At 72.4% G+C, this 16,784-nt stretch carries 17 protein-coding genes; 7 read left to right on the top strand and 10 right to left on the bottom strand.

The window, feature by feature from the left end:
- Positions 1 to 6: 6 nt before the first annotated feature.
- From ACFY0I_RS36545 to ACFY0I_RS36505, 9 genes are all read right to left on the bottom strand, one after another.
- Positions 7 to 903, bottom strand: a complete 897-nt coding sequence (locus ACFY0I_RS36545; RefSeq protein ID WP_388903911.1) for a beta-ketoacyl synthase N-terminal-like domain-containing protein — start codon at positions 901 to 903, stop codon at positions 7 to 9.
- On the bottom strand, positions 900 to 2,051 hold the full coding sequence (locus tag ACFY0I_RS36540; RefSeq protein ID WP_388903910.1) for a beta-ketoacyl-[acyl-carrier-protein] synthase family protein: 1,152 nt from the start codon (positions 2,049 to 2,051) through the stop codon (positions 900 to 902). The genes ACFY0I_RS36545 and ACFY0I_RS36540 overlap by 4 nt, the downstream gene beginning before the upstream one ends.
- Positions 2,048 to 3,313, bottom strand: a complete 1,266-nt coding sequence (locus tag ACFY0I_RS36535; protein WP_388903909.1) for a beta-ketoacyl-[acyl-carrier-protein] synthase family protein — start codon at positions 3,311 to 3,313, stop codon at positions 2,048 to 2,050. The genes ACFY0I_RS36540 and ACFY0I_RS36535 overlap by 4 nt, the downstream gene beginning before the upstream one ends.
- A 34-nt stretch (positions 3,314 to 3,347) precedes the next feature.
- Complete coding sequence (locus ACFY0I_RS36530; protein WP_356882249.1) at positions 3,348 to 3,602, bottom strand: acyl carrier protein; 255 nt, start codon at positions 3,600 to 3,602, stop codon at positions 3,348 to 3,350.
- 124 nt (positions 3,603 to 3,726) lie between these two features.
- Positions 3,727 to 4,494, bottom strand: coding sequence for an IclR family transcriptional regulator (locus ACFY0I_RS36525; protein WP_388903908.1), 768 nt, complete (start codon positions 4,492 to 4,494; stop codon positions 3,727 to 3,729).
- Positions 4,491 to 5,243, bottom strand: coding sequence for a thioesterase II family protein (locus tag ACFY0I_RS36520; RefSeq protein ID WP_388903907.1), 753 nt, complete (start codon positions 5,241 to 5,243; stop codon positions 4,491 to 4,493). The genes ACFY0I_RS36525 and ACFY0I_RS36520 overlap by 4 nt, the downstream gene beginning before the upstream one ends.
- A gap of 76 nt (positions 5,244 to 5,319) precedes the next feature.
- Positions 5,320 to 6,234 (bottom strand): ACP S-malonyltransferase, encoded by a 915-nt coding sequence (locus tag ACFY0I_RS36515; protein ID WP_388903906.1) that lies wholly within the window; start codon positions 6,232 to 6,234, stop codon positions 5,320 to 5,322.
- Between the two features lie 297 nt (positions 6,235 to 6,531).
- Positions 6,532 to 7,317 carry a LuxR family transcriptional regulator gene (locus tag ACFY0I_RS36510; RefSeq protein WP_388903904.1) on the bottom strand — a complete coding sequence of 262 codons (786 nt, stop codon included), beginning with the start codon at positions 7,315 to 7,317 and terminating at the stop codon, positions 6,532 to 6,534.
- A gap of 98 nt (positions 7,318 to 7,415) precedes the next feature.
- A complete protein-coding gene (locus tag ACFY0I_RS36505; protein WP_388903902.1) occupies positions 7,416 to 8,210 on the bottom strand; it encodes a DNA-binding response regulator in 795 nt (264 codons plus the stop codon).
- 601 nt (positions 8,211 to 8,811) lie between these two features.
- Between ACFY0I_RS36505 and ACFY0I_RS36500 the strand changes: the two genes are divergently transcribed.
- From ACFY0I_RS36500 to ACFY0I_RS36485, 4 genes are all read left to right on the top strand, one after another.
- Positions 8,812 to 9,654 (top strand): 4'-phosphopantetheinyl transferase family protein, encoded by an 843-nt coding sequence (locus tag ACFY0I_RS36500; protein ID WP_388903901.1) that lies wholly within the window; start codon positions 8,812 to 8,814, stop codon positions 9,652 to 9,654.
- Positions 9,655 to 9,738: 84 nt separating this feature from the next.
- Positions 9,739 to 12,618, top strand: a complete 2,880-nt coding sequence (locus ACFY0I_RS36495) for an AMP-binding protein (RefSeq protein WP_388903899.1) — start codon at positions 9,739 to 9,741, stop codon at positions 12,616 to 12,618.
- On the top strand, positions 12,618 to 13,544 hold the full coding sequence (locus tag ACFY0I_RS36490) for an NAD-dependent epimerase/dehydratase family protein (RefSeq protein WP_388903898.1): 927 nt from the start codon (positions 12,618 to 12,620) through the stop codon (positions 13,542 to 13,544). The genes ACFY0I_RS36495 and ACFY0I_RS36490 overlap by 1 nt, the downstream gene beginning before the upstream one ends.
- Positions 13,545 to 13,577: 33 nt before the next feature.
- Entirely contained in the window at positions 13,578 to 14,039 is a 462-nt protein-coding gene (locus ACFY0I_RS36485) for a nuclear transport factor 2 family protein (RefSeq protein ID WP_388903897.1), read from the top strand.
- 144 nt (positions 14,040 to 14,183) lie between these two features.
- Here the strand turns inward: ACFY0I_RS36485 and ACFY0I_RS36480 are convergent, their stop codons facing one another.
- Complete coding sequence (locus ACFY0I_RS36480; RefSeq protein WP_388903896.1) at positions 14,184 to 14,423, bottom strand: chaplin; 240 nt, start codon at positions 14,421 to 14,423, stop codon at positions 14,184 to 14,186.
- Positions 14,424 to 14,676: 253 nt separating this feature from the next.
- Between ACFY0I_RS36480 and ACFY0I_RS36475 the strand changes: the two genes are divergently transcribed.
- The 3 genes from ACFY0I_RS36475 to ACFY0I_RS36465 all read left to right on the top strand — a co-directional run bounded on the left by ACFY0I_RS36475 (position 14,677) and on the right by ACFY0I_RS36465 (position 16,768).
- On the top strand, positions 14,677 to 15,180 hold the full coding sequence (locus tag ACFY0I_RS36475; RefSeq protein WP_388903894.1) for a hypothetical protein: 504 nt from the start codon (positions 14,677 to 14,679) through the stop codon (positions 15,178 to 15,180).
- Positions 15,181 to 15,348: 168 nt separating this feature from the next.
- Positions 15,349 to 15,624 carry a polyprenyl synthetase gene (locus ACFY0I_RS36470; RefSeq protein ID WP_388903934.1) on the top strand — a complete coding sequence of 92 codons (276 nt, stop codon included), beginning with the start codon at positions 15,349 to 15,351 and terminating at the stop codon, positions 15,622 to 15,624.
- Complete coding sequence (locus tag ACFY0I_RS36465; RefSeq protein WP_388903892.1) at positions 15,614 to 16,768, top strand: polyprenyl synthetase family protein; 1,155 nt, start codon at positions 15,614 to 15,616, stop codon at positions 16,766 to 16,768. The genes ACFY0I_RS36470 and ACFY0I_RS36465 overlap by 11 nt, the downstream gene beginning before the upstream one ends.
- The last annotated feature ends 16 nt before the right edge of the window (positions 16,769 to 16,784 follow it).

Below are 16,784 nucleotides of genomic sequence, written 5' to 3'. Positions count from 1 at the left end.
GACCTTTCAGGCAGCTTCGGGAGCGAGCAGCAGCAGGTCCGCGCGCGCGTCGTCGACGGCGCTGCCGGTCACGGCCTGTACGGGGCCGCGCTCGCCGGCGTCGAACCAGCCGACGGCGGCGGCGACCTGGAGCAGCCCGGAGGCCCCGGAGGCCTTGCCCAGGTGGGCGGGGGCCTCCCAGCGGCGACCGCGCGCGTCCACCTCGCCGGCACCTCGGCTGTACGGGCCGATCACGGCGCGGACCCTCGCGGAGCGTGCGGCGGCGGCGGCCCGGGACTCCACGACCAGGGCGGCGCCGCCGTCAACGGCGTGTCCGCCGCCCAGCAGTCGGCGCACGACCTCGTTGTCGGGCTCGACGCCGAGGACGAGCACCCGATCGGCGCGTCCGGCGGTGATGATCGTGACGGCCCAGTGCACGGCGTCCAGGCCGGAGGTCTCGCCGTTGCAGACCATGAGGTTGGGGCCGCGCAGCCCGTAGCGGATGGCCGCCGAGGAGGCGATGACGTTGCTGGAGGCGTTGGGCAGGTCCATCGGCGAGGTGGCCGTGACGGTCTCCTCGCGGATGGTGTCCAGCGCCCGGGCGACGGTGTCGAGGTTGCCGAAGTTGGAGCTGGCCACCACGCCGACGCCGGCCGCGGCGACGAGCAGCCCGTCCTTCTCGTCGGCGCCGAGCAGACCGGCGTCGCGCAGCGCCGCGGCGGTCAGGGCGTAGCCGAGTTGGGTGGCCCGGTCCTTGTAGCGCAGGCCCTTCTTGCCGACGTGCGCTGCGGGTTCGACGGGGGCGCCGCCGCAGGCGGGTCCGTCGGCCAGGGCCCGTACGGTGTCGGCGCCGGGCACCAGGACGGCGGCGCCGGTGACCACCACGGCGGTGCCGGTAACGGCGGTGGCGGACTGTGCGGTCATCGGGGACCCTCCACAATGGCGACGGCGTTGATGCCGCCGAATCCGAAGGCGTTGAGCTGCGCGACCTTCAGGGGCAGGCCCTCGGCGGACTGCCCGGTGACGAAGCGGAACGGCGCGGCTTCCTCGACCGGCTCGTCCAGGCCCACGGTCGGCGGCACCCGCCCCTCGTTCAGGGCCGTGACGCCCACGATCAGGTTGATGAGTCCGGAGGCGCCGGAGGTGTGGCCGGTCATGGACTTCACGGCGGTCATCAGCGGCACCGAGGCGTCGGTGCCCAGGACGTCGGCGAGGGCGGTGGCCTCGGCCTCGTCGTTGAGCAGGGTGCCGGTGCCGTGGAGCATCACCAGGTCCACGTCGGACGGTTTGACGCCGGCGAGCCGGTGCGCGGCGCGCATGGCCTCGGCGATGCCCTCCGGGGAGGGCGCGGTGACGTGGTATGCGTCGCAGTTGACGGCGACGCCGCGCAGGTGGCCGTGGACCCGGCGGGCGCCCTCCTCGGTGCGGCGCAGCACGATGGCGGCGGCCCCGTCGCCCATGAGGACGCCGGTGCGGTCGCGGTCGAAGGGCCGCACCCGGTCCGGCGGCGTCGGGTGGACGCGTTCCAGGAGCCCGTACATCGACTCGGTCAGGACGTCGACGCCGGCGACGATGACGGTGTCGGGGGCGTCCTCGCCCTCCTGGGCGAGGAGGTCGCTGCCGAGGGCCAGGGCGTACAGGGAGGCGGAGCAGGCGTTGGAGAACGTGTGGGTGACGTCGGCGTTGAAACGTTCCTTCAGGCCGGTGCCGAAGTGCAGCCCGGAGTCGGCGAAGGCGGAGCCGTCACGCCACCACAGCTCCAGCGAGCGCAGTTCGCGCAGGCCGGTGCCGACCAGGATCGGGATCCCGGAGAGGTCCTCCCCCAGGCCCGCGTCGGCGGCGGCCTGGGCTATCGCCTCGTGCAGCAGCCGGCTCGCGCGGCCGGGTACGTCCTCGCCGACGGCTGGTCGGTCGTCGACCTCGTAGGCGTGTTGCGCCCGGAACCTGGTGCGGTCGAAGCCGCGCAGTTCGGCACGTCCGCTGATGCCCGCGCACAGGTTCTCGAAGAGTTCACCGACACCGGAACCGGTGGCGGCGACGGCGCCCATCCCGATGATGGGGCGGGTCGTCATGACGCCTCCTTGATCGCGTCGTACCGGCCGAGCAGGACCGCCGCGTTGTTGCCGCCGAAGGCCAGTCCGTTGTTCTGGACGATCCGCAGATCCGCCTCGACGGCGTGGTTCGGTACGCAGTCGACGTCGCACTCGGGGTCGGTGGTGACATGGTTGATGGTGGGTGGGATGAAGCGGTTCTGGATGGCCAGGGCGCAGCCGATCGCACCGAGGGCGCTGGCGGCGCCCATGCTGTGGCCGAGCATCGACTTCATGGAGACGGTCCGCGGCGGGGTGTCCCCGAAGACCTGGCGGATGGCTCCCGCCTCGGTGATGTCGTTGGCCCGGGTGCCGGTGCCGTGCGCCGAGATGAGGTCCACCTCGTGCGGTTCGACGCCGGCGTTCTCCAGGGCCAGCCGCATCAGTTCGGCGACGCTGTCCCGGTCGGGGGCGACCTGGTGGTGGGCATCGCAGTTGAGCCCGTAGCCGAGTACCTCGGCGTAGATGGTCGCCCCGCGTGCCAGGGCGGAGTCCAGGCGCTCCAGGACCAGGACGCCCGCGCCCTCGCCGGTGAGGATGCCCTTGCGGTCGACGTCGAAGGGCTGGCAGCGGTCGGGGGCGATGGTGCCGAGCCGGTAGAAACCGGTGAAGGTCTTGCGGCACATCGCGTCCGCCCCGCCGCAGAAGGCGAACTCCGCCTCACCGGAGCTGACGGCGTCGAAGCCGTAGCCGATGGCGTAGTTGCCCGCCGAGCAGGCGGTCGGGATGGTGAGGGCCTCGACGTCGCTGAGGCCGAGCTCCTGGGCGATCGCCACCGAGAGCCGGCCGGCCGGTACGCGCCGGGCCGCCGCGGGCTCGAAGTCGCCCGGCTTCGTGCCGAGTTCACGCTCGACGAGCTGGTCGAGGTCGTAGCTCTCGCCGTCGGTGGTGCCGATGGAGATCAGGCCCCGCCTGCCGCGCAGCTCCGTCAGGTCGAGACCCGAATCCTCCAGGGCCATTCGAGCGGCCGCGGTCGAGAACTGCGCGGCCCGGCCCAGCTGTTCCACGTCCAACGTGGTGATCCATTCGCGCGGGTCGAAATCCGTGATTTCGCACCCGTTGGCGTGGGCGAATCCTTCCGTGTCGAACACGGAAATGGGCCGGGCACCGCTACGGCCTTCGCGGAGCCCCTGGAGGAACTCCTTCGCGCCGAGTCCGATGCTGGACACCACTCCCAGTCCGGTGAGAACGACCCGGTGCCGCTCCGGCCGGATACGGCCGGCGCCGTGCTCTGCCGCTGTCATGGCAATCTCCCCATCCTTCCCGACGCCGCTTTCCCTACCAGCCGGCCGGCTCCGCGACGACCTCGTAGACGCCCTTGAGGTTCACCATGCGGGGCAGCTCACTCTGGTTGATCACGATGCCGAACTGCTTCTCCAGGGCGGCGAGGATCTCGATGGCGCGGAGCGAGTCGGCGTTGTGGTCCTCCTTGAAAAGGCTGACCTCGGTGACCTCGTCCTCCTCGATTTCGAGAATGTCGCAGACGGTTTCCTTGATGAGTTCGAGACGATCGTCGCGCGTTGCAGTCGTCACGCTTTTTCCCCTTGTCCGATTTACCGCCGCAAGCGCGGCGCGTTTACTCGCACTGGAATGGTGCGGGCGCGAGTTCTTTTCTCACAACGACGGCTGCAACAACCTGCCACCGTCGCCGCTGAATTCAGCCGGCGGAGCGGCCGGCCGCGGAATTCGCCCGGGTACCGCGCAGCAAGACGTCACTCAAGGAGACGGCCGCGTCCATCGCGGCACGTCGCAGTTCCCGGTCGGGGACCTCGGGCATCCGGCTCGACACACCCGTCAGGACCAGGGCCGCGGCCACGACGCCGGCCCCGGAACGCACCGGTACGGCGTAGGAGATCAGGCCGGCCGCGAGCGGGTCGGGGCCGTAGGCCCAGCCCCGACGCCGTACGGTCGCCAGTTGCGGGGCGGTGAAGCGGGCCCGCCGCAGCCCCTCGTACAGCACGTCGGGTTCCTCCCAGGCGTACAGCACCTGGGCCGCGGGGCCGGCGGTGGCCGGGCGGGCGGTGCCGATCGCGGCCAGGTCCACGCCCGCCACCCGGTCCACGGAGGAGCCGACGCAGATGTGCAACCCCTCGCGCCGGCGGTGGAGCCGGGCGTCGAGGCCGGTCTCCCCGCTCAGGCGTTCCAGGATCGGCCCGGCGGCCTGGGCGAGTCGGTCGTGGCGTGCTTCGACGGCGAGCAGGCCGAGGCGGGGTCCGAGGGCGAAGCGCCCGCGGGCGTCCCGGGTGAGCAGCCCGAGCCGTTCCATGGCGGTGGCGATCCGGTGCGTGGTGGGGCGGGACAGGCCGCTGTGCGCGACCAGGTCGACCAGGCTCGTCGGGCCGCTCTCCACGATCTCCAGCAGCAGGGACGCCTTGTCCAGCACCCCCACCCCGCAGTCCGGCAGGGGCCGCAGGTCGGTGCTCACCGCTGCGGGGCCAGCCGTGCGCGGATGTCACCGACGAGTTGCTCCCGGCCGTCCACCAGGTAGAAGTGGCCGCCGGGCAGGACCCTCAGGTCGAACCCGTGCGGTGCGATGTCGGACCAGGCGGCGACCTCGTGGGCTCCGACACCGCGGTCGCCGTCGCCGACGTACCCGACGACCGGGCAGGGCAGCGGGACGCCGGGCCGGGCGGCGTAACCGGCGACGGCGGTGAAGTCGGCCCTGATGGCGGGGAGTACCAGCTCGCGCAGGTCCTCGTCGTCGAGCAGCGCGGAGTCGGTGCCGCCGAGCTCCTTGACCTGTTCGATCAGCTCGGCGTCGGTGTCGAAGGCCGCCGTGCCCGGGGTGAGCAGGTGCGGTGCCTTGCGGCAGGACACCATCAACAGTTCGGGGGCGACGGAGAACCGTTCGCGCAGCCGCAGGGTGATCTCGTAGGCGAGGGTGGCGCCCATGCTGTGGCCGAAGAGGGCCAGCGGGGTGTCCAGGTACGGCTCCAGCTCGCCGGTGATGGCGCCGGCGAGGTCCTCCAGCGAGGTCCAGGGTTCCTCGCCGACGCGCTCCTGGCGGCCCGGGTAGCGGACGGCGAGCACTTCGACGTCGTCGCCGAAGGCGTGCCCCCAGTCGTGGAAGAAGCTTGCCGAGCCGCCGGCGTGCGGCAGGCAGACCAGGCGCAGGCGCGGTGGCTCGGCGGTCGTGAACCTGCGCAGCCAGGTGCTGTGGGTGCCCAGTGGCATGTGGGTGGTCTCCTCGTGCGTGTGGCGCGGTGGACGTGGGGTGGGCGCGGCTGCCGGCCGGGTACGGGGCCCGGCCTCAGTCCAGGGCCGCGGGGCTGTCCAGGGACACGGTCGCGGTGTCCGGGGCGATCCTGCGGATCAGGCCGGCGAGCGTCCGCCCGGGGCCGATCTCGATCAGGCGGCGACAGCCGAGCGGTCCGACGAGGGTGTGTACGGACGGCTCCCACAGCACCGGGGAGGTGAGCTGGCGGGTGGCCCGCTCGACCCAGTCGCCGCCGGTGTGGGCCCGGGCGTCGACGTTGGCGACCACCGGCAGGTGTGCCGGGGCGAAGGCGGTGTGTTGCAGGGCGGCCCGCAGGCGTTGCGCGGCGGGCTCCATGAGCGGGCTGTGGAAGGCGCCGCCGACGACGGGACGGATCATCTTGGCGCCGATCGAGGGCGCTTCGGCCCCGATCCTGTCGATGCCCTCGACGGAGCCGGCGACGACCGTCTGGCCGGGTGCGTTGACGTTGGCGACCCATACCTCGTGGCCGGCCGTACGCATCTGCTCGGCGAGGCCGGTGACGGCCTCCAGCGGGGCCGCGACCAGGACTCCCATGGTGCCGGGGCGTTGCTCGGCGGCCTCCCGCATGGCCCGGCCGCGGGCGGCGACCAGGGCGGCGGCCGCGCCCGGCGACAGCGCTCCGGCGGCGGTCAGGGCGGCGTACTCGCCGAGGCTGTGCCCGGCGCAGGCCACCACGTCCCGGCCGTCGAAGGCGCCGCGGCGCACGGCCTCCGCGTGGGCGACGAGGGTGAGCGTGAAGACGGTCAGCTGGGCCAGGTCGGTGCGCCGGAGTTGCTCGTCCGGGGTGTCGAGGAGCAGTCGGGGCAGGTCCTCTCCCGTGACGTCGGAGATCTCCTCGGTGATCTTCCAGGAAGGGGTGTCCCGCCAGACGGCGCCCATGGCCTCCTTCTGGGTTCCCTGTCCCGGGAACACGAGCCCTGTCGGCATCCGGTCCATTGATCCGCCTTCCACGCCGTACGCCGCGTCGTCCACCGGGGGCCGCGGGGATCCGTCGTCGTCGCTCTCGCGATCGACGGATCCCCGCGCGCCTGATGGCATGCAGGACGGGGGCTCTCCATACCACCGGGAAGGGGCCGAGGATCTACCAGGAGCCCGGTTCCCTGTCCCGGCGCCATACAACTGGCGGCCCGGGGCGGGCGGCAACGAAGGTTTCAGGAAGCTGCCGGCGAGCGGCCCGGATGCCCGCCGGGGACGGTGCCGATGGCAGCAGGGGGCCGCGTGCTGTCAGGCCCGCCCGGCGCCGGGAGCGTCCGGCGCGGTGGGCAGCAGGCCCAGTGCCGCGGCCCGGACGCCGGCTTGGAAGCGGGACTGGGCACCGAGCAGCGCCATGATCTCGGCGACGTGCCGGCGGTAGGTGCGCACCGAGACGGTGAGTTCGCGGGCGGCCACCTCGTCGGTGACCCCGGCGCGCAGCGCGCCGAGGATCTGCCGGGCCAGTACGGCCCGGTCGCGGTCTCCGAAGACGATCCGCTCGCCGGCGGGCACGGCGTTGCGCCAGATGCTCTCGAAGAGCGTGTCGAGGGTGTGCAGGACCTCCGGCGCACGGATCATCGAGGCCCGCACGCCGGCCGCCGACTCCGCCATCACCAACGCGCTGGTGCCGTCCACCAGCAGGGCCTGGAGCGGCGGTACCCGGGCCACCCGGATCGCCACCGGTCTTTCCAGCGCGAGCTGTTCGCGGACGAAGTCCTCGTCCACCATCGCCGGACTGGTCAGCACCCGGACGGCGACCCCCTCGGCGGTCGAGTAGATGAGGTTGCGCTCGGCCCGATCCTGACGGGCCTGTTCCTCCTGCGTGCCGGGCAGCCGGGCGTCGACGATGTCGATCGTCCGCACGGCTCCCCGGATGAGACTCGCCGCGGTGTCCAGGACGGGTGCGTAGCCCCCGTCCACCTCGGCGATCTGCTGCTCCCTGATGCTGCGGTCCCGGTGGATGGCCACCGTCGACTCGATCAGGGCCCGTACTTCCAGAAGCGCTCGCTCCAGTTCGTCCTCGGTCGCATGCGACACGTGGCACTCACCATCCCCGTTGGTGTGATGTGTTGCTGCGCGGCCCCGTAGGTCGATCGGCGCCACGCGATCCCCGTTTGAGCCGGCCGGCGGCTGCGTCACTCCGAAAGCAGCCCCAGTTCCACCGCGCGCACGCCCGCCTGGAATCGGGAGCCGGCGCCGAGCTCGCGCATGATGTCGGCGACGTGGCGCCGATAGGTGCGCAGGGAGACGTTGAGGTCGCGGGACGCCGCTTCGTCGGTGAGTCCGTCGCGCAGCTTCTCCAGGATCCGGCGGGTCAGGTCGCCGCGGAACTTCGGGCTCAGCGCGAGGTGGTCGTCCAGCCTGCGGCCGCGTGCCCAGGCTCCGGCGAAGAGCAGTTCCAGGGCTCGCACGGCCGCGGCGTCGTGGACCAGGGTCGCCTGCCCGTTGGCGCTGTCGGCGGCTGCCCGCACCAGTGCGGAGGAGCCGTCGACCACCACGATGTCGCGCAACTCCGCTTCGCACACCCGTACTTCCAGGCGGATGCCGGGCACCTTGGCCTGCAGGAGCGGCGAGCGGTCGGCGACGTCGGGTGCGCACAGCACGCGCACCACGAGTCCGGATTCCAGCGTGGCCAGGGCCTTCCGGGCGATGTGGTGGAACGCCTCACCGCCCGTGACCGCGATGCAGACCGAGTGCCGGGCACGGCGGACGAGTTCCTCGATGGCGTCGCCGAGCACCGCGACGTCGGTGTGCGGCGCGGCGGGAGCCGGCGCCGACCGGTTGCGGTGCAGCGAGACGGTGGACTCGATGAGCGCGCGTGCCTGTAACAGGGTGCGCTCCACGTGAGCGGCGTGGTCGGACGGTTCTGCTTCCGGAATCTCCTCCCGCATTTCTTCCCCATGGGTGGACTCGATCGCGGCACCTGTCATTGCATCCCCCTTGCTCGACCGGTGACTGGATGATTGTGGCTTCAACCCTCCGCAGAAATAGATGCATGCTCAACTATTTCATCAAGCAAATATCATAGCGAGTTTCAAGCACCATTCGAGGTCAGACAGTAGTTCGCCGAATCGCGGCTGGTCAACAATTCCAGAGGCGACCGCCCGGGCCGCGGATTACCTGGTCAGCCGGTACGGCGCGACCTTTCCGACCAAGGGGTCACCGAGGACGTTCGGGGCGCCCGTCGGGCGGACCGGCCGACGGGCACCCGGGCGGACGGATGTGCGGAGGGACGGCTCCAGCTCGATCACGCGTGCATAACGCCACCTGGTGAACAGTCACTTACCACTGAACGCAAGGCGACATGGGAGGAGGTGTCACACCACGCTTGCAATTCGCCGACTTGTACGAAGATTTTCAGCTGCGATGGCAGCAACCTGCACCCACTCCCCGGAACGCAAAACCGCCACTTCCGCTTGCATCACGGGGTGTTCCCCTCGGTTCACGATGCGTGGCGACGGTGTCCGCTTCTGGCCAACTCACCCCGACTCAAGCATCGCTGGGGCCGGACTCAAGCCTACGGTGACCTCTGTGACCACACGCCACACGGGGACGGAACAGATAACTTATGCGCCATTTTCGGAGACCTCCGACGCAGTCGTCCGGTGGTGGCCGGTACCGACCGGCACGTACCGCGCCGACGACCTCGCCCTCCTCGACGACGAGGAAGCGGACCGCGCCGCAGCGATGAGGTCGGCGGTGGCACGAGCCGAGTTCATCACCTGTCGGGCCGCGGTCAAGCGGGCGCTCTCCGAGGCGCTGGGCGTGCCGGCCGCCGGAGTCTCCCTCGGCCGCGGCGCCTGTCCCGGATGCGGCAGCGAGGACCACGGGCCGCCCGTGGTGCGGTTCCCCGCGACGGCCTGGCGGATCAGCGTCGCCCACACCGACGGCCTGGGGATGGCGGCCCTCTCGCCCCACCGGGTGGGTGTCGACGTGGAACGCGTCCGCCCGCTCGACGCCGACCGGTTCGACTCCGTCGTGCTCACCCCGATCGAACACCGGGCCGTGTACGCGAGGCCCGAGGGCGCCGCCCGTACCCTGGCCTTCCTCCGCTGCTGGACCCGTAAGGAGGCCGTGCTCAAGGCCGTCGGGATAGGCATCGCGACCGATCTGACCGCTCTGGACACCGGCGCCGGCGGCTTGGCGCCCGACACCGCACAGGACATCGGCACGGCGCGGGACTCCGTCCCGCCGCAACCCGCCGACACCGCACCGCACTTCGCCCCTGCGCAGCTCGTCGATACGGCGCCCCTCGGTTTCCCCGCCCTGTGGCGGACCGTCGGACTGGCCGTGCCCGACGGTTGGGTGGCCTCGCTCGCGCTGCCCGCGGGCGCCACCGGTGGGCCGTACTCCGTGCGCCGCCTCGGCGCCTGACCCGTCGCTGCCCCTCACGTCCTTCACCCCATTCGGCACGCACGCCTCGTCCCGGCGTGCGGCGAGGCCAGGAGACAGACGACCGTGTTTTCCGCGCAGCCCTCGACCACACCCCACCCGACCCCGACGCCCGCGGCCGTCCCGCCGCCGGTCACCCTCACCGACCTGCTGCTCGCCGCCGTCGAGCACCACCCGGACTCGGGTCTGCGCCACTGCCACGGCGCCGCCCACCTCGGGTACGAGGACCAGAGCCACCCCGAACTCCTGGACCGGGCCCGCCGGATCCTCACCGGGCTGCGGGCCCGGGGACTGCGCCCCCGGGACAGGATCGTCATCGCCCTGGATCGTGCGCAGGACTTCCTGCCCACCTTCTGGGCGGCGGTGCTCGGTGGCTTCCTGCCCTGCCCCCTGGCGGTTCCGGCCGGTGACCCCGCGGCCCTCACCGAGCGGCTGCGCCACGTGGGCGCCCTGCTCGGCGATCCGTTGACCGTCACCAACGCCGCCCTCGCCGACCGGCTGCCGCCGGCGGCTCGCCGGCAGGTGGTCCGGCTGGAGGAGTTCGAGGGGGCGGAACCCGCCGAGGAGCTGCACCGGGCCGCTCCCGGTGACACGGCCGTGCTGATGCTGACCTCCGGCTCGAGCAGGGCCCCCAAGGCGGTCATGCTCAGCCACGCCGCCCTGCTCTCCTCGATGGTCGCCAAGAACGGCCACCAGCGGCTCACCGCCGCCGACACCACGTTGAACTGGGTCTCGTTCGACCATGTGGCCGCCCTCCTGGAGTGCCACCTGCTGCCGCTGTCCACGGGCAGCCGCCAGGTCCACGCACCGGCCGCGGCGGTGCTCGACGACCCGCTGGAGTTCCTGCGGCTGATCGACCGGCACGGCGTGACGATGACGTTCTCGCCCAACTTCCTGCTGGGGCTCGTGGCCGCGGCGGCCGGTCGTCTCACCGCCACGGGCGAACGCCTCGACCTCGGCCGGCTGCGGCACGTCATCAGCGGCGGCGAGGCGGTGGTCGTCCCGACCGGCGAGGCGTTCCTGCGCGTCCTCGCACCGTACGGCCTGGCCCCCGACGCCCTCTGGCCGGCCTTCGGGATGACCGAGACCTGCGCGGGCAGCGTCTACTCCCGGGGCGAGTTCCCCGAGGCCGACCGCGGCGCCGAGTTCGCCGGGCTCGGCACCCCCGTCGCGGGGCTGCGCATGCGCGTCGTCGACGAGGCCGGACGGGTGCTGCCCGACGGGGAGGCCGGGGAGCTCCAGCTCCGCGGCCCGATGCTCACCACCGGCTACTTCAACGACCCGCGGGCCACCGTCGAGGCCTTCACCACCGACGGCTGGTTCCGCAGCGGCGACCTCGGCCGGATCGAGGACGGCCGGCTGGCCCTGGTCGGGCGGAGCAAGGACAGCGTCATCGTCAACGGGGTCAGCTACTTCAGCCACGCCATCGAGGCCGTGCTCGAACGGCTGGACGGTGTCACCCCCACCCAGGTCGCGGCCTTCCCCACGCGCCCGGCCGGCAGCGACACCGAGCAGCTGGTGATCGCCTTCACCCCCGACCTGCCGGCCGGTGACGAGGCCGGCCTGCACGGGGTGATGACTGCCGTGCGCAGCACGGTGGTCATGCACTGGGGTTTCCGGCCCGCGCTGGTGCTGCCACTGCCCGCCGAGGCCTTCCCGAAGACCAGCCTCGGCAAGATCCAGCGTTCGCACATGCGGCGAAGCCTGGAGTCCGGTGCGTACGAGGACCACGGACGGGCGGCGGCCGACCTGCGGCAGCGCATGCTGGGCGGCCACACCCCGCCGGAGGGGCCCGTGGAGCGGGTCATCGCGGAGATCTACGCCGAGCTGTTCGGTGTCGACCCGGCCGCGATCAGCGCCACGGCGAGCTTCTTCGACCTGGGCGGCACCTCGCTGGACATCCTGCGGCTGCGCGCCAAGGTGGCGCGGCGGCTGGGCGTCACCGGGATGGCGGTGGTCACCGTCCTGACCGCGCCCACGGTCCGCGCCCTGGCCGCCCACGTCGCCGGCCGCATCCGGACCGGCGCCGGGTCGGTCCCCGGCCCGCACCCGTACGACCCGGTCGTGCCGTTGCAGACCTCCGGCGCCAAGACCCCGCTGTTCTGCGTCCATCCGGGTGTCGGCGAGGTGCTGGTCTTCGTCGGGCTGGCCACCTACTTCGCGGGCGACCGCCCCTTCTACGCCCTGCGCGCCCGCGGCTTCAACGACGGCGAGAAGCCCTTCGCGTCCTACCCGCAGATGGTCGACACCTACGTGGACGCCATCCGGGCCCGGCAGCCGCACGGACCGTACGCCCTCGCCGGCTACTCGTACGGCGCCTCGGTGGCCTTCGAGATCGCCAAGGTCCTGGAGTCCGAGGGGGAACGGGTGGACTTCGTCGGCAGCTTCAACCTTCCGCCGCACATCAAGTACCGGATGGAGGAACTGGACTTCACCGAGACCGCCACGCATCTGGCGGCCTTCCTGGACCTCATCGACACGGAGCAGGCGGCCCTGCTCCCGGCCACCTTGCGCGCACTGCCCAAGGAGACCCAGGTGGCCCGCCTGGTCGCGCTCGCCCCCGCCGCGCGCCTCGCCGAACTCGACCTGGACGAGGACAGGTTCGCGGCCTGGGCGGAGGTCGCCGACGCGCTGACCGATCTGGGGCGCGGCTACGAGCCGACCGGGACCGTGCGCGCGATGAGCGTCTTCCACGCGGAACCGCTACAGGGCACCCGCGAGGACTGGCTGGAGCACCAGCTGCGCCGCTGGGACGAACACACCACCGGGCCCAACCGGTACCTGGAGGTGCCGGGCGAGCACCACACCCTGATGGGCGCGCGCCATGTGGCGGCCTTCCAGGCGGTCCTGCGCCGGGAGCTGGACCGCTGCATGGCCGGAGCCGACGCCGCGCGGGCCGCCGGCCTGCGCGTACGTACGACCGTCGCCGGAGGGGACGAGAAGTGATGAAGGGCAAGAAGATCCTGATCACCGGCGGCACCGGGCAGGTGGCGCGGCCGGTCGCCCGGGCGCTGGCCGCGGACAACGAGGTGTGGTGCGTCGGCAGGTTCGGCGCCCCGGGCGCCGAGCGCGAGCTGGCCGACGCGGGGGTCACCACCTGGCGCTGGGACATGGCCGACACCTCGGACAGTGCGTTCAAGGGTCTGCCCGAGGACTTCACCCATGTGCTGCACTCGGCCGTGGACCGCGGCGAGGACGGTGATTTCAACCGCTCCACCGAGGTCAACACGGTGGCGACCGGCCGCCTGATGACCCACTGCCGCACCGCTGAATCGTTCCTGTACGTCTCCACGGGCGCCCTGTACGCCCGCCGGACGCTGGACCACGCCTACGCCGAGGACGACCCGGTGAGCGCGTCCGCCGACTGGCTGCCCGCCTACCCGGTGGGCAAGCTCGCCACCGAGGGCGTGGTCCGCGCGTTCGCCCGGGTGCTGGGCGTGCCCACCACCATCGCCCGCCTCAACATCGCGTACGGGCCCGGCGGCAGCTACGGCGGCGTCCCGATGCTGTACTTCCGCCAGATGCTGGCCGGGACGGCGATCCCGGTCCCCCTGGCGGGCCAGAACTGGTGCTCGCTCCTGTACACGGACGACCTCGTCGCCCAGGTCCCGCACCTGTGGCGGGCCGCCTCGGTCCCCTCGACGCTGGTCAACTGGGGCGGCGACGAGGCGGTCGGCGTCACCGACCTGCTCCGGCACATCGAGGCGCTGACGGGTGTCGAGGCGCGGCTCGCGCCCAGCGAGGTCACCCGGGAGACGTACCGGTTCGACCCCACGCTGCGCCTGCGGCTCACCGGCCCCTGCCGGGTCGACTGGCGGGACGGCATCGAGCGCACCCTGCGCGCCCTGCACCCGCGGCAGTTCCAGCACTGACCCTCTCGCTCCAACCAACGGGGATACCAAGACATGACGACGATGACCTGTGCGCCCGACCCAACCGACGCGGCCGAGCCGGCCGACGCCCCCGACCCGACCGAGGCGAACCTCGCCCTGGTCCGGCGCGCCTACCGCGCCTTCCACGAGCGCGACGTGGCGGCCCTGCTGGAGACGCTGGACCCGCAGGTGGAGTGGGTGCATCCGCACGGGATGGCCGAGTACGGCCTCGGCGGCACCAAGCACGGCCACGCGGGAGTCCGCGAGTTCCTCTCGCGCGTGCCGGCCGTCCTGGGCGGGATGCGCCTGCAACCGGAGGAGTTCGTGGCCTCCGGAAACCGGATCGTGGTCTTCGGCGTCCGCCAGGTCACCTCGGTCCGCGGCACGACGCGGACCCTGCCCTTCATCCACTCCTGGACCCTGCGGGCCGGGACCGCGGTACGGATGGAGGACGTCTTCGACACCGTCGTCTTCCAGTGCCTGATCGAGAGCTGAGCCGGACCGCCGGTACGTGGTCGACCCGGACCGCCGGTGACCCGGGGTACGCTCCGCCGCCGCCGTCCGGGGACGGCGCGCCCGTGCGGACCTTCCGGCCCGCCGCGCCTGCGGTGGGCCGGAAGGGGGTCCCGGTGCGCGTGATCAGGCGTTGACGCAGGTGTTGCCGAAGGCCGGGTTCAGCAGGCCGATGACGCTGACCGAGTTGCCGCAGGCGTTGATCGGGATGTGGATGGGGACCTGGATCAGGTTCCCGGACAGCACGCCGGGCGAGCCGATGGCCGCGCCCTGCGCGCCGGCGTCCGCGGAGGCCATGGAGGCTCCGCCGAACACGACGGCTCCGGCGGCGAGGACGAGACCGGCGTTCTTCAGAACACGCGACATGAGGGTTCTCCTTCACGAATGCGGACCGGCCCGCCCCCCGGGGAGCGTGCCGCGCCGACCCGTCCGGGCCGGCAGCTGCGATTCGTGGTCCTCACGGGTCCGGCTTGGTATCCGCCGGGTTCTTCCCCCGCACGGGTGAAGCATTCGTCCCGCTCGGCTGAGATCCCGCAGGGCCACCGAGGAATTGCGGGTGCTTCAATGTTCGAACGGTGACCGGCGCTCGCGGGTTTTCCGGCGGCGGGAGGGAATTTCCTTGAGCAGGATATTGGACGTGTACGAGACCGTGGTCGGGCCGAGTTATCGGCTGTTCGGTCTGGTCGATACGGCCGTCGATCCGTGCGCACCGGATGCGAGCGATTCGCGGTGGCTCCTCTCGTCACCCGGCGTGGTGTACATGCAGGTACCACCCCAGGTCGTCACCGCTGCCGTCCGGCTGGAGAGCTGGTCCACCCTTCCTCCGCAGCGCGGCGGACAATGGTTCGGTCGGGAAGAGGTGGAGGTCGAGCTTCCCGGGGGTGACCTCGGAATGGCGACGATCGACGGCGGCCGGACGGACATTCCCCTGATCCTGCCCTCGCCCGGTCTGTACCGAATGCGGTGGCAGTGGAGGTTCAACGGCGCGAGGGGCCCTTTCGTCTCCCCGCTGTCCTGGCGCACCTTGGACGTCCCGCCGGAGTCGGAAGCAGAATGCGAGGGCAACGACCAGTACTGCCTCGTACAGATCTGGCGGATCGCCACCGCTCGCGCAGCCGGCTGAGCTGAGCTGAGCTGAGCGGTCGAACGCCGCGACCGCCCGGATCCGTACGTCCTGGCGAACCCCTCACTCGATCGCGAGTTCTTCCACGTCCGGGCCGCCGTCCCGCGATGATCACAGGGGCGGCGCGTGACCGGCGTCGCCCGGGCGCGGGGCGAAATGGGGGACGCGATGACGCGGGACGCGGGGCCGGAAGGCAGGGCGGTGCTGCTGGCGGCCGGCTTGGCCGATCTGGCGGTGACGACGGTGGCTTCGGCGTTGGGCACCGTGCTGGACACGGTCGGGGGCCTGCTGCGACGCTCGGACGCCGCGGAGTTGGCGGCGGAGGCCGAGCACGACCTGCTGGCGCGCGGACGCCTGGTCCTGGACCGGTACGCGGCCGTACCCCCGGCCCACCTTGAGCTCCTCGCCCGACACGTGATGGCCCGCGAGAACCATGGCGGGTGAGGGGTGGGCGCAGGCCGCCTTCAAGGCCAGGGTCGACGAGGTGCTGCACCGGGTCGTCGCCGAGGAGGCCGACCGGTTCGCGGCGATCGACGCGAGCCTGGCAGGGGTGGCCGAGCAGTTGGAGGCTTCCGTCGCGCACGGCAAACGGCTGCGGGCGGCCTTCTGCTACTGGGGCTGGCGGGCGGTGGGGCAGCCGGACGGTGACGCCCCGGTGCGGGCGGCGGCCTCGATGGAGCTGGTGCACGCCGCCGCGGTCGTCCACGACGACCTCATCGACGACAGCCCGCTGCGGCACGGGCGGCCCACCGCGCACGTCGCCCTGCGCCGTGCGCTGAGCGGCCGACGGAACGCCCCGGCCGAGGCGGACACCGCGGATACCGCGGATACCGCGGATACCGCGGATACCGCGGATACCGCGAAGGCCCTGGCCGACGTGGACGCCGTCGACTCCGCCGGCGCCGCGCGGTCACTGGCGATGCTGGTCGGGGACCTGCTGATGGCGTTGGCCGGTCAGCTGTTCGCCACCTGCGGGCTGCCCTCCGCGTACGTGGCCCGGGCCCGTCCGCTGTGGTCCGTGATGGCGCGGGAACTGATCGCGGGCGAGTGCCTGGAGATCCTGCGCACCGGAGCCGGTCCGGACACCGCCACGGCGCTGAAGGTGATCCGCTACAAGACCGCCAAGTACACCGTCGAGCATCCCCTGCTCATCGGCGGGGCCCTGGCCGGCGCCGGGGCGCGGCTGCGCGAGGGCTACTCCGCGTACGGGCTGCCGCTGGGCGAGGCGTTCCAGCTGCGGGACGACCTGCTCGGCTTGTTCGGCGACCCGGAGCACACCGGCAAGGCCAACGCCGACGACCTGCGCGGTCACCGGCCGACGACCCTGCTGGCCGAGACCTGGCGCCTGGCCGGCGACGCGGACCGGAAGCTGCTGCGCGGCCTGCTGGGTCGACCCGACCTGAACGGGGAGGGCCTGGACGCGGTCCGCGCGACGATGCGCCGGCTCAAGGCTCCCGACCGGGTCGAGGACATGATCGCCGCGCGGGTCGAGGAGGCCCTCGCGGCCCTCCACGACCTGGCCGTACCCGAGCAGGCCACCACCGCCCTGACCGCCCTGGCGCATTCGGCGTCGGCCCGGCTGTCCTGACCCGAGGAGCCCTGCC

The sequence above is a fragment of the Streptomyces sp. NPDC001568 genome (assembly GCF_042893755.1).
Lineage (GTDB): Bacteria > Actinomycetota > Actinomycetes > Streptomycetales > Streptomycetaceae > Streptomyces.
Note: the sequence above shows the minus strand (reverse complement) of the source record. Positions and strands in the feature narration are given on the sequence as shown.

Bases quoted from the DNA above. Each gene is read 5' to 3' on its own strand.
- ACFY0I_RS36520 (WP_388903907.1), bottom strand. From the start codon at position 5,243: ATGCCACTGGGCACCCACAGCACCTGGCTGCGCAGGTTCACGACCGCC.
- ACFY0I_RS36480 (WP_388903896.1), bottom strand. From the start codon at position 14,423: ATGTCGCGTGTTCTGAAGAACGCCGGTCTCGTCCTCGCCGCCGGAGCC.
- ACFY0I_RS36540 (WP_388903910.1), bottom strand. From the start codon at position 2,051: ATGACGACCCGCCCCATCATCGGGATGGGCGCCGTCGCCGCCACCGGT.
- ACFY0I_RS36465 (WP_388903892.1), top strand. From the start codon at position 15,614: ATGGCGGGTGAGGGGTGGGCGCAGGCCGCCTTCAAGGCCAGGGTCGAC.
- ACFY0I_RS36470 (WP_388903934.1), top strand. From the start codon at position 15,349: ATGACGCGGGACGCGGGGCCGGAAGGCAGGGCGGTGCTGCTGGCGGCC.
- ACFY0I_RS36515 (WP_388903906.1), bottom strand. From the start codon at position 6,234: ATGCCGACAGGGCTCGTGTTCCCGGGACAGGGAACCCAGAAGGAGGCC.
- ACFY0I_RS36505 (WP_388903902.1), bottom strand. From the start codon at position 8,210: ATGACAGGTGCCGCGATCGAGTCCACCCATGGGGAAGAAATGCGGGAG.
- ACFY0I_RS36490 (WP_388903898.1), top strand. From the start codon at position 12,618: ATGAAGGGCAAGAAGATCCTGATCACCGGCGGCACCGGGCAGGTGGCG.
- ACFY0I_RS36535 (WP_388903909.1), bottom strand. From the start codon at position 3,313: ATGACAGCGGCAGAGCACGGCGCCGGCCGTATCCGGCCGGAGCGGCAC.
- ACFY0I_RS36545 (WP_388903911.1), bottom strand. From the start codon at position 903: ATGACCGCACAGTCCGCCACCGCCGTTACCGGCACCGCCGTGGTGGTC.
- ACFY0I_RS36485 (WP_388903897.1), top strand. From the start codon at position 13,578: ATGACGACGATGACCTGTGCGCCCGACCCAACCGACGCGGCCGAGCCG.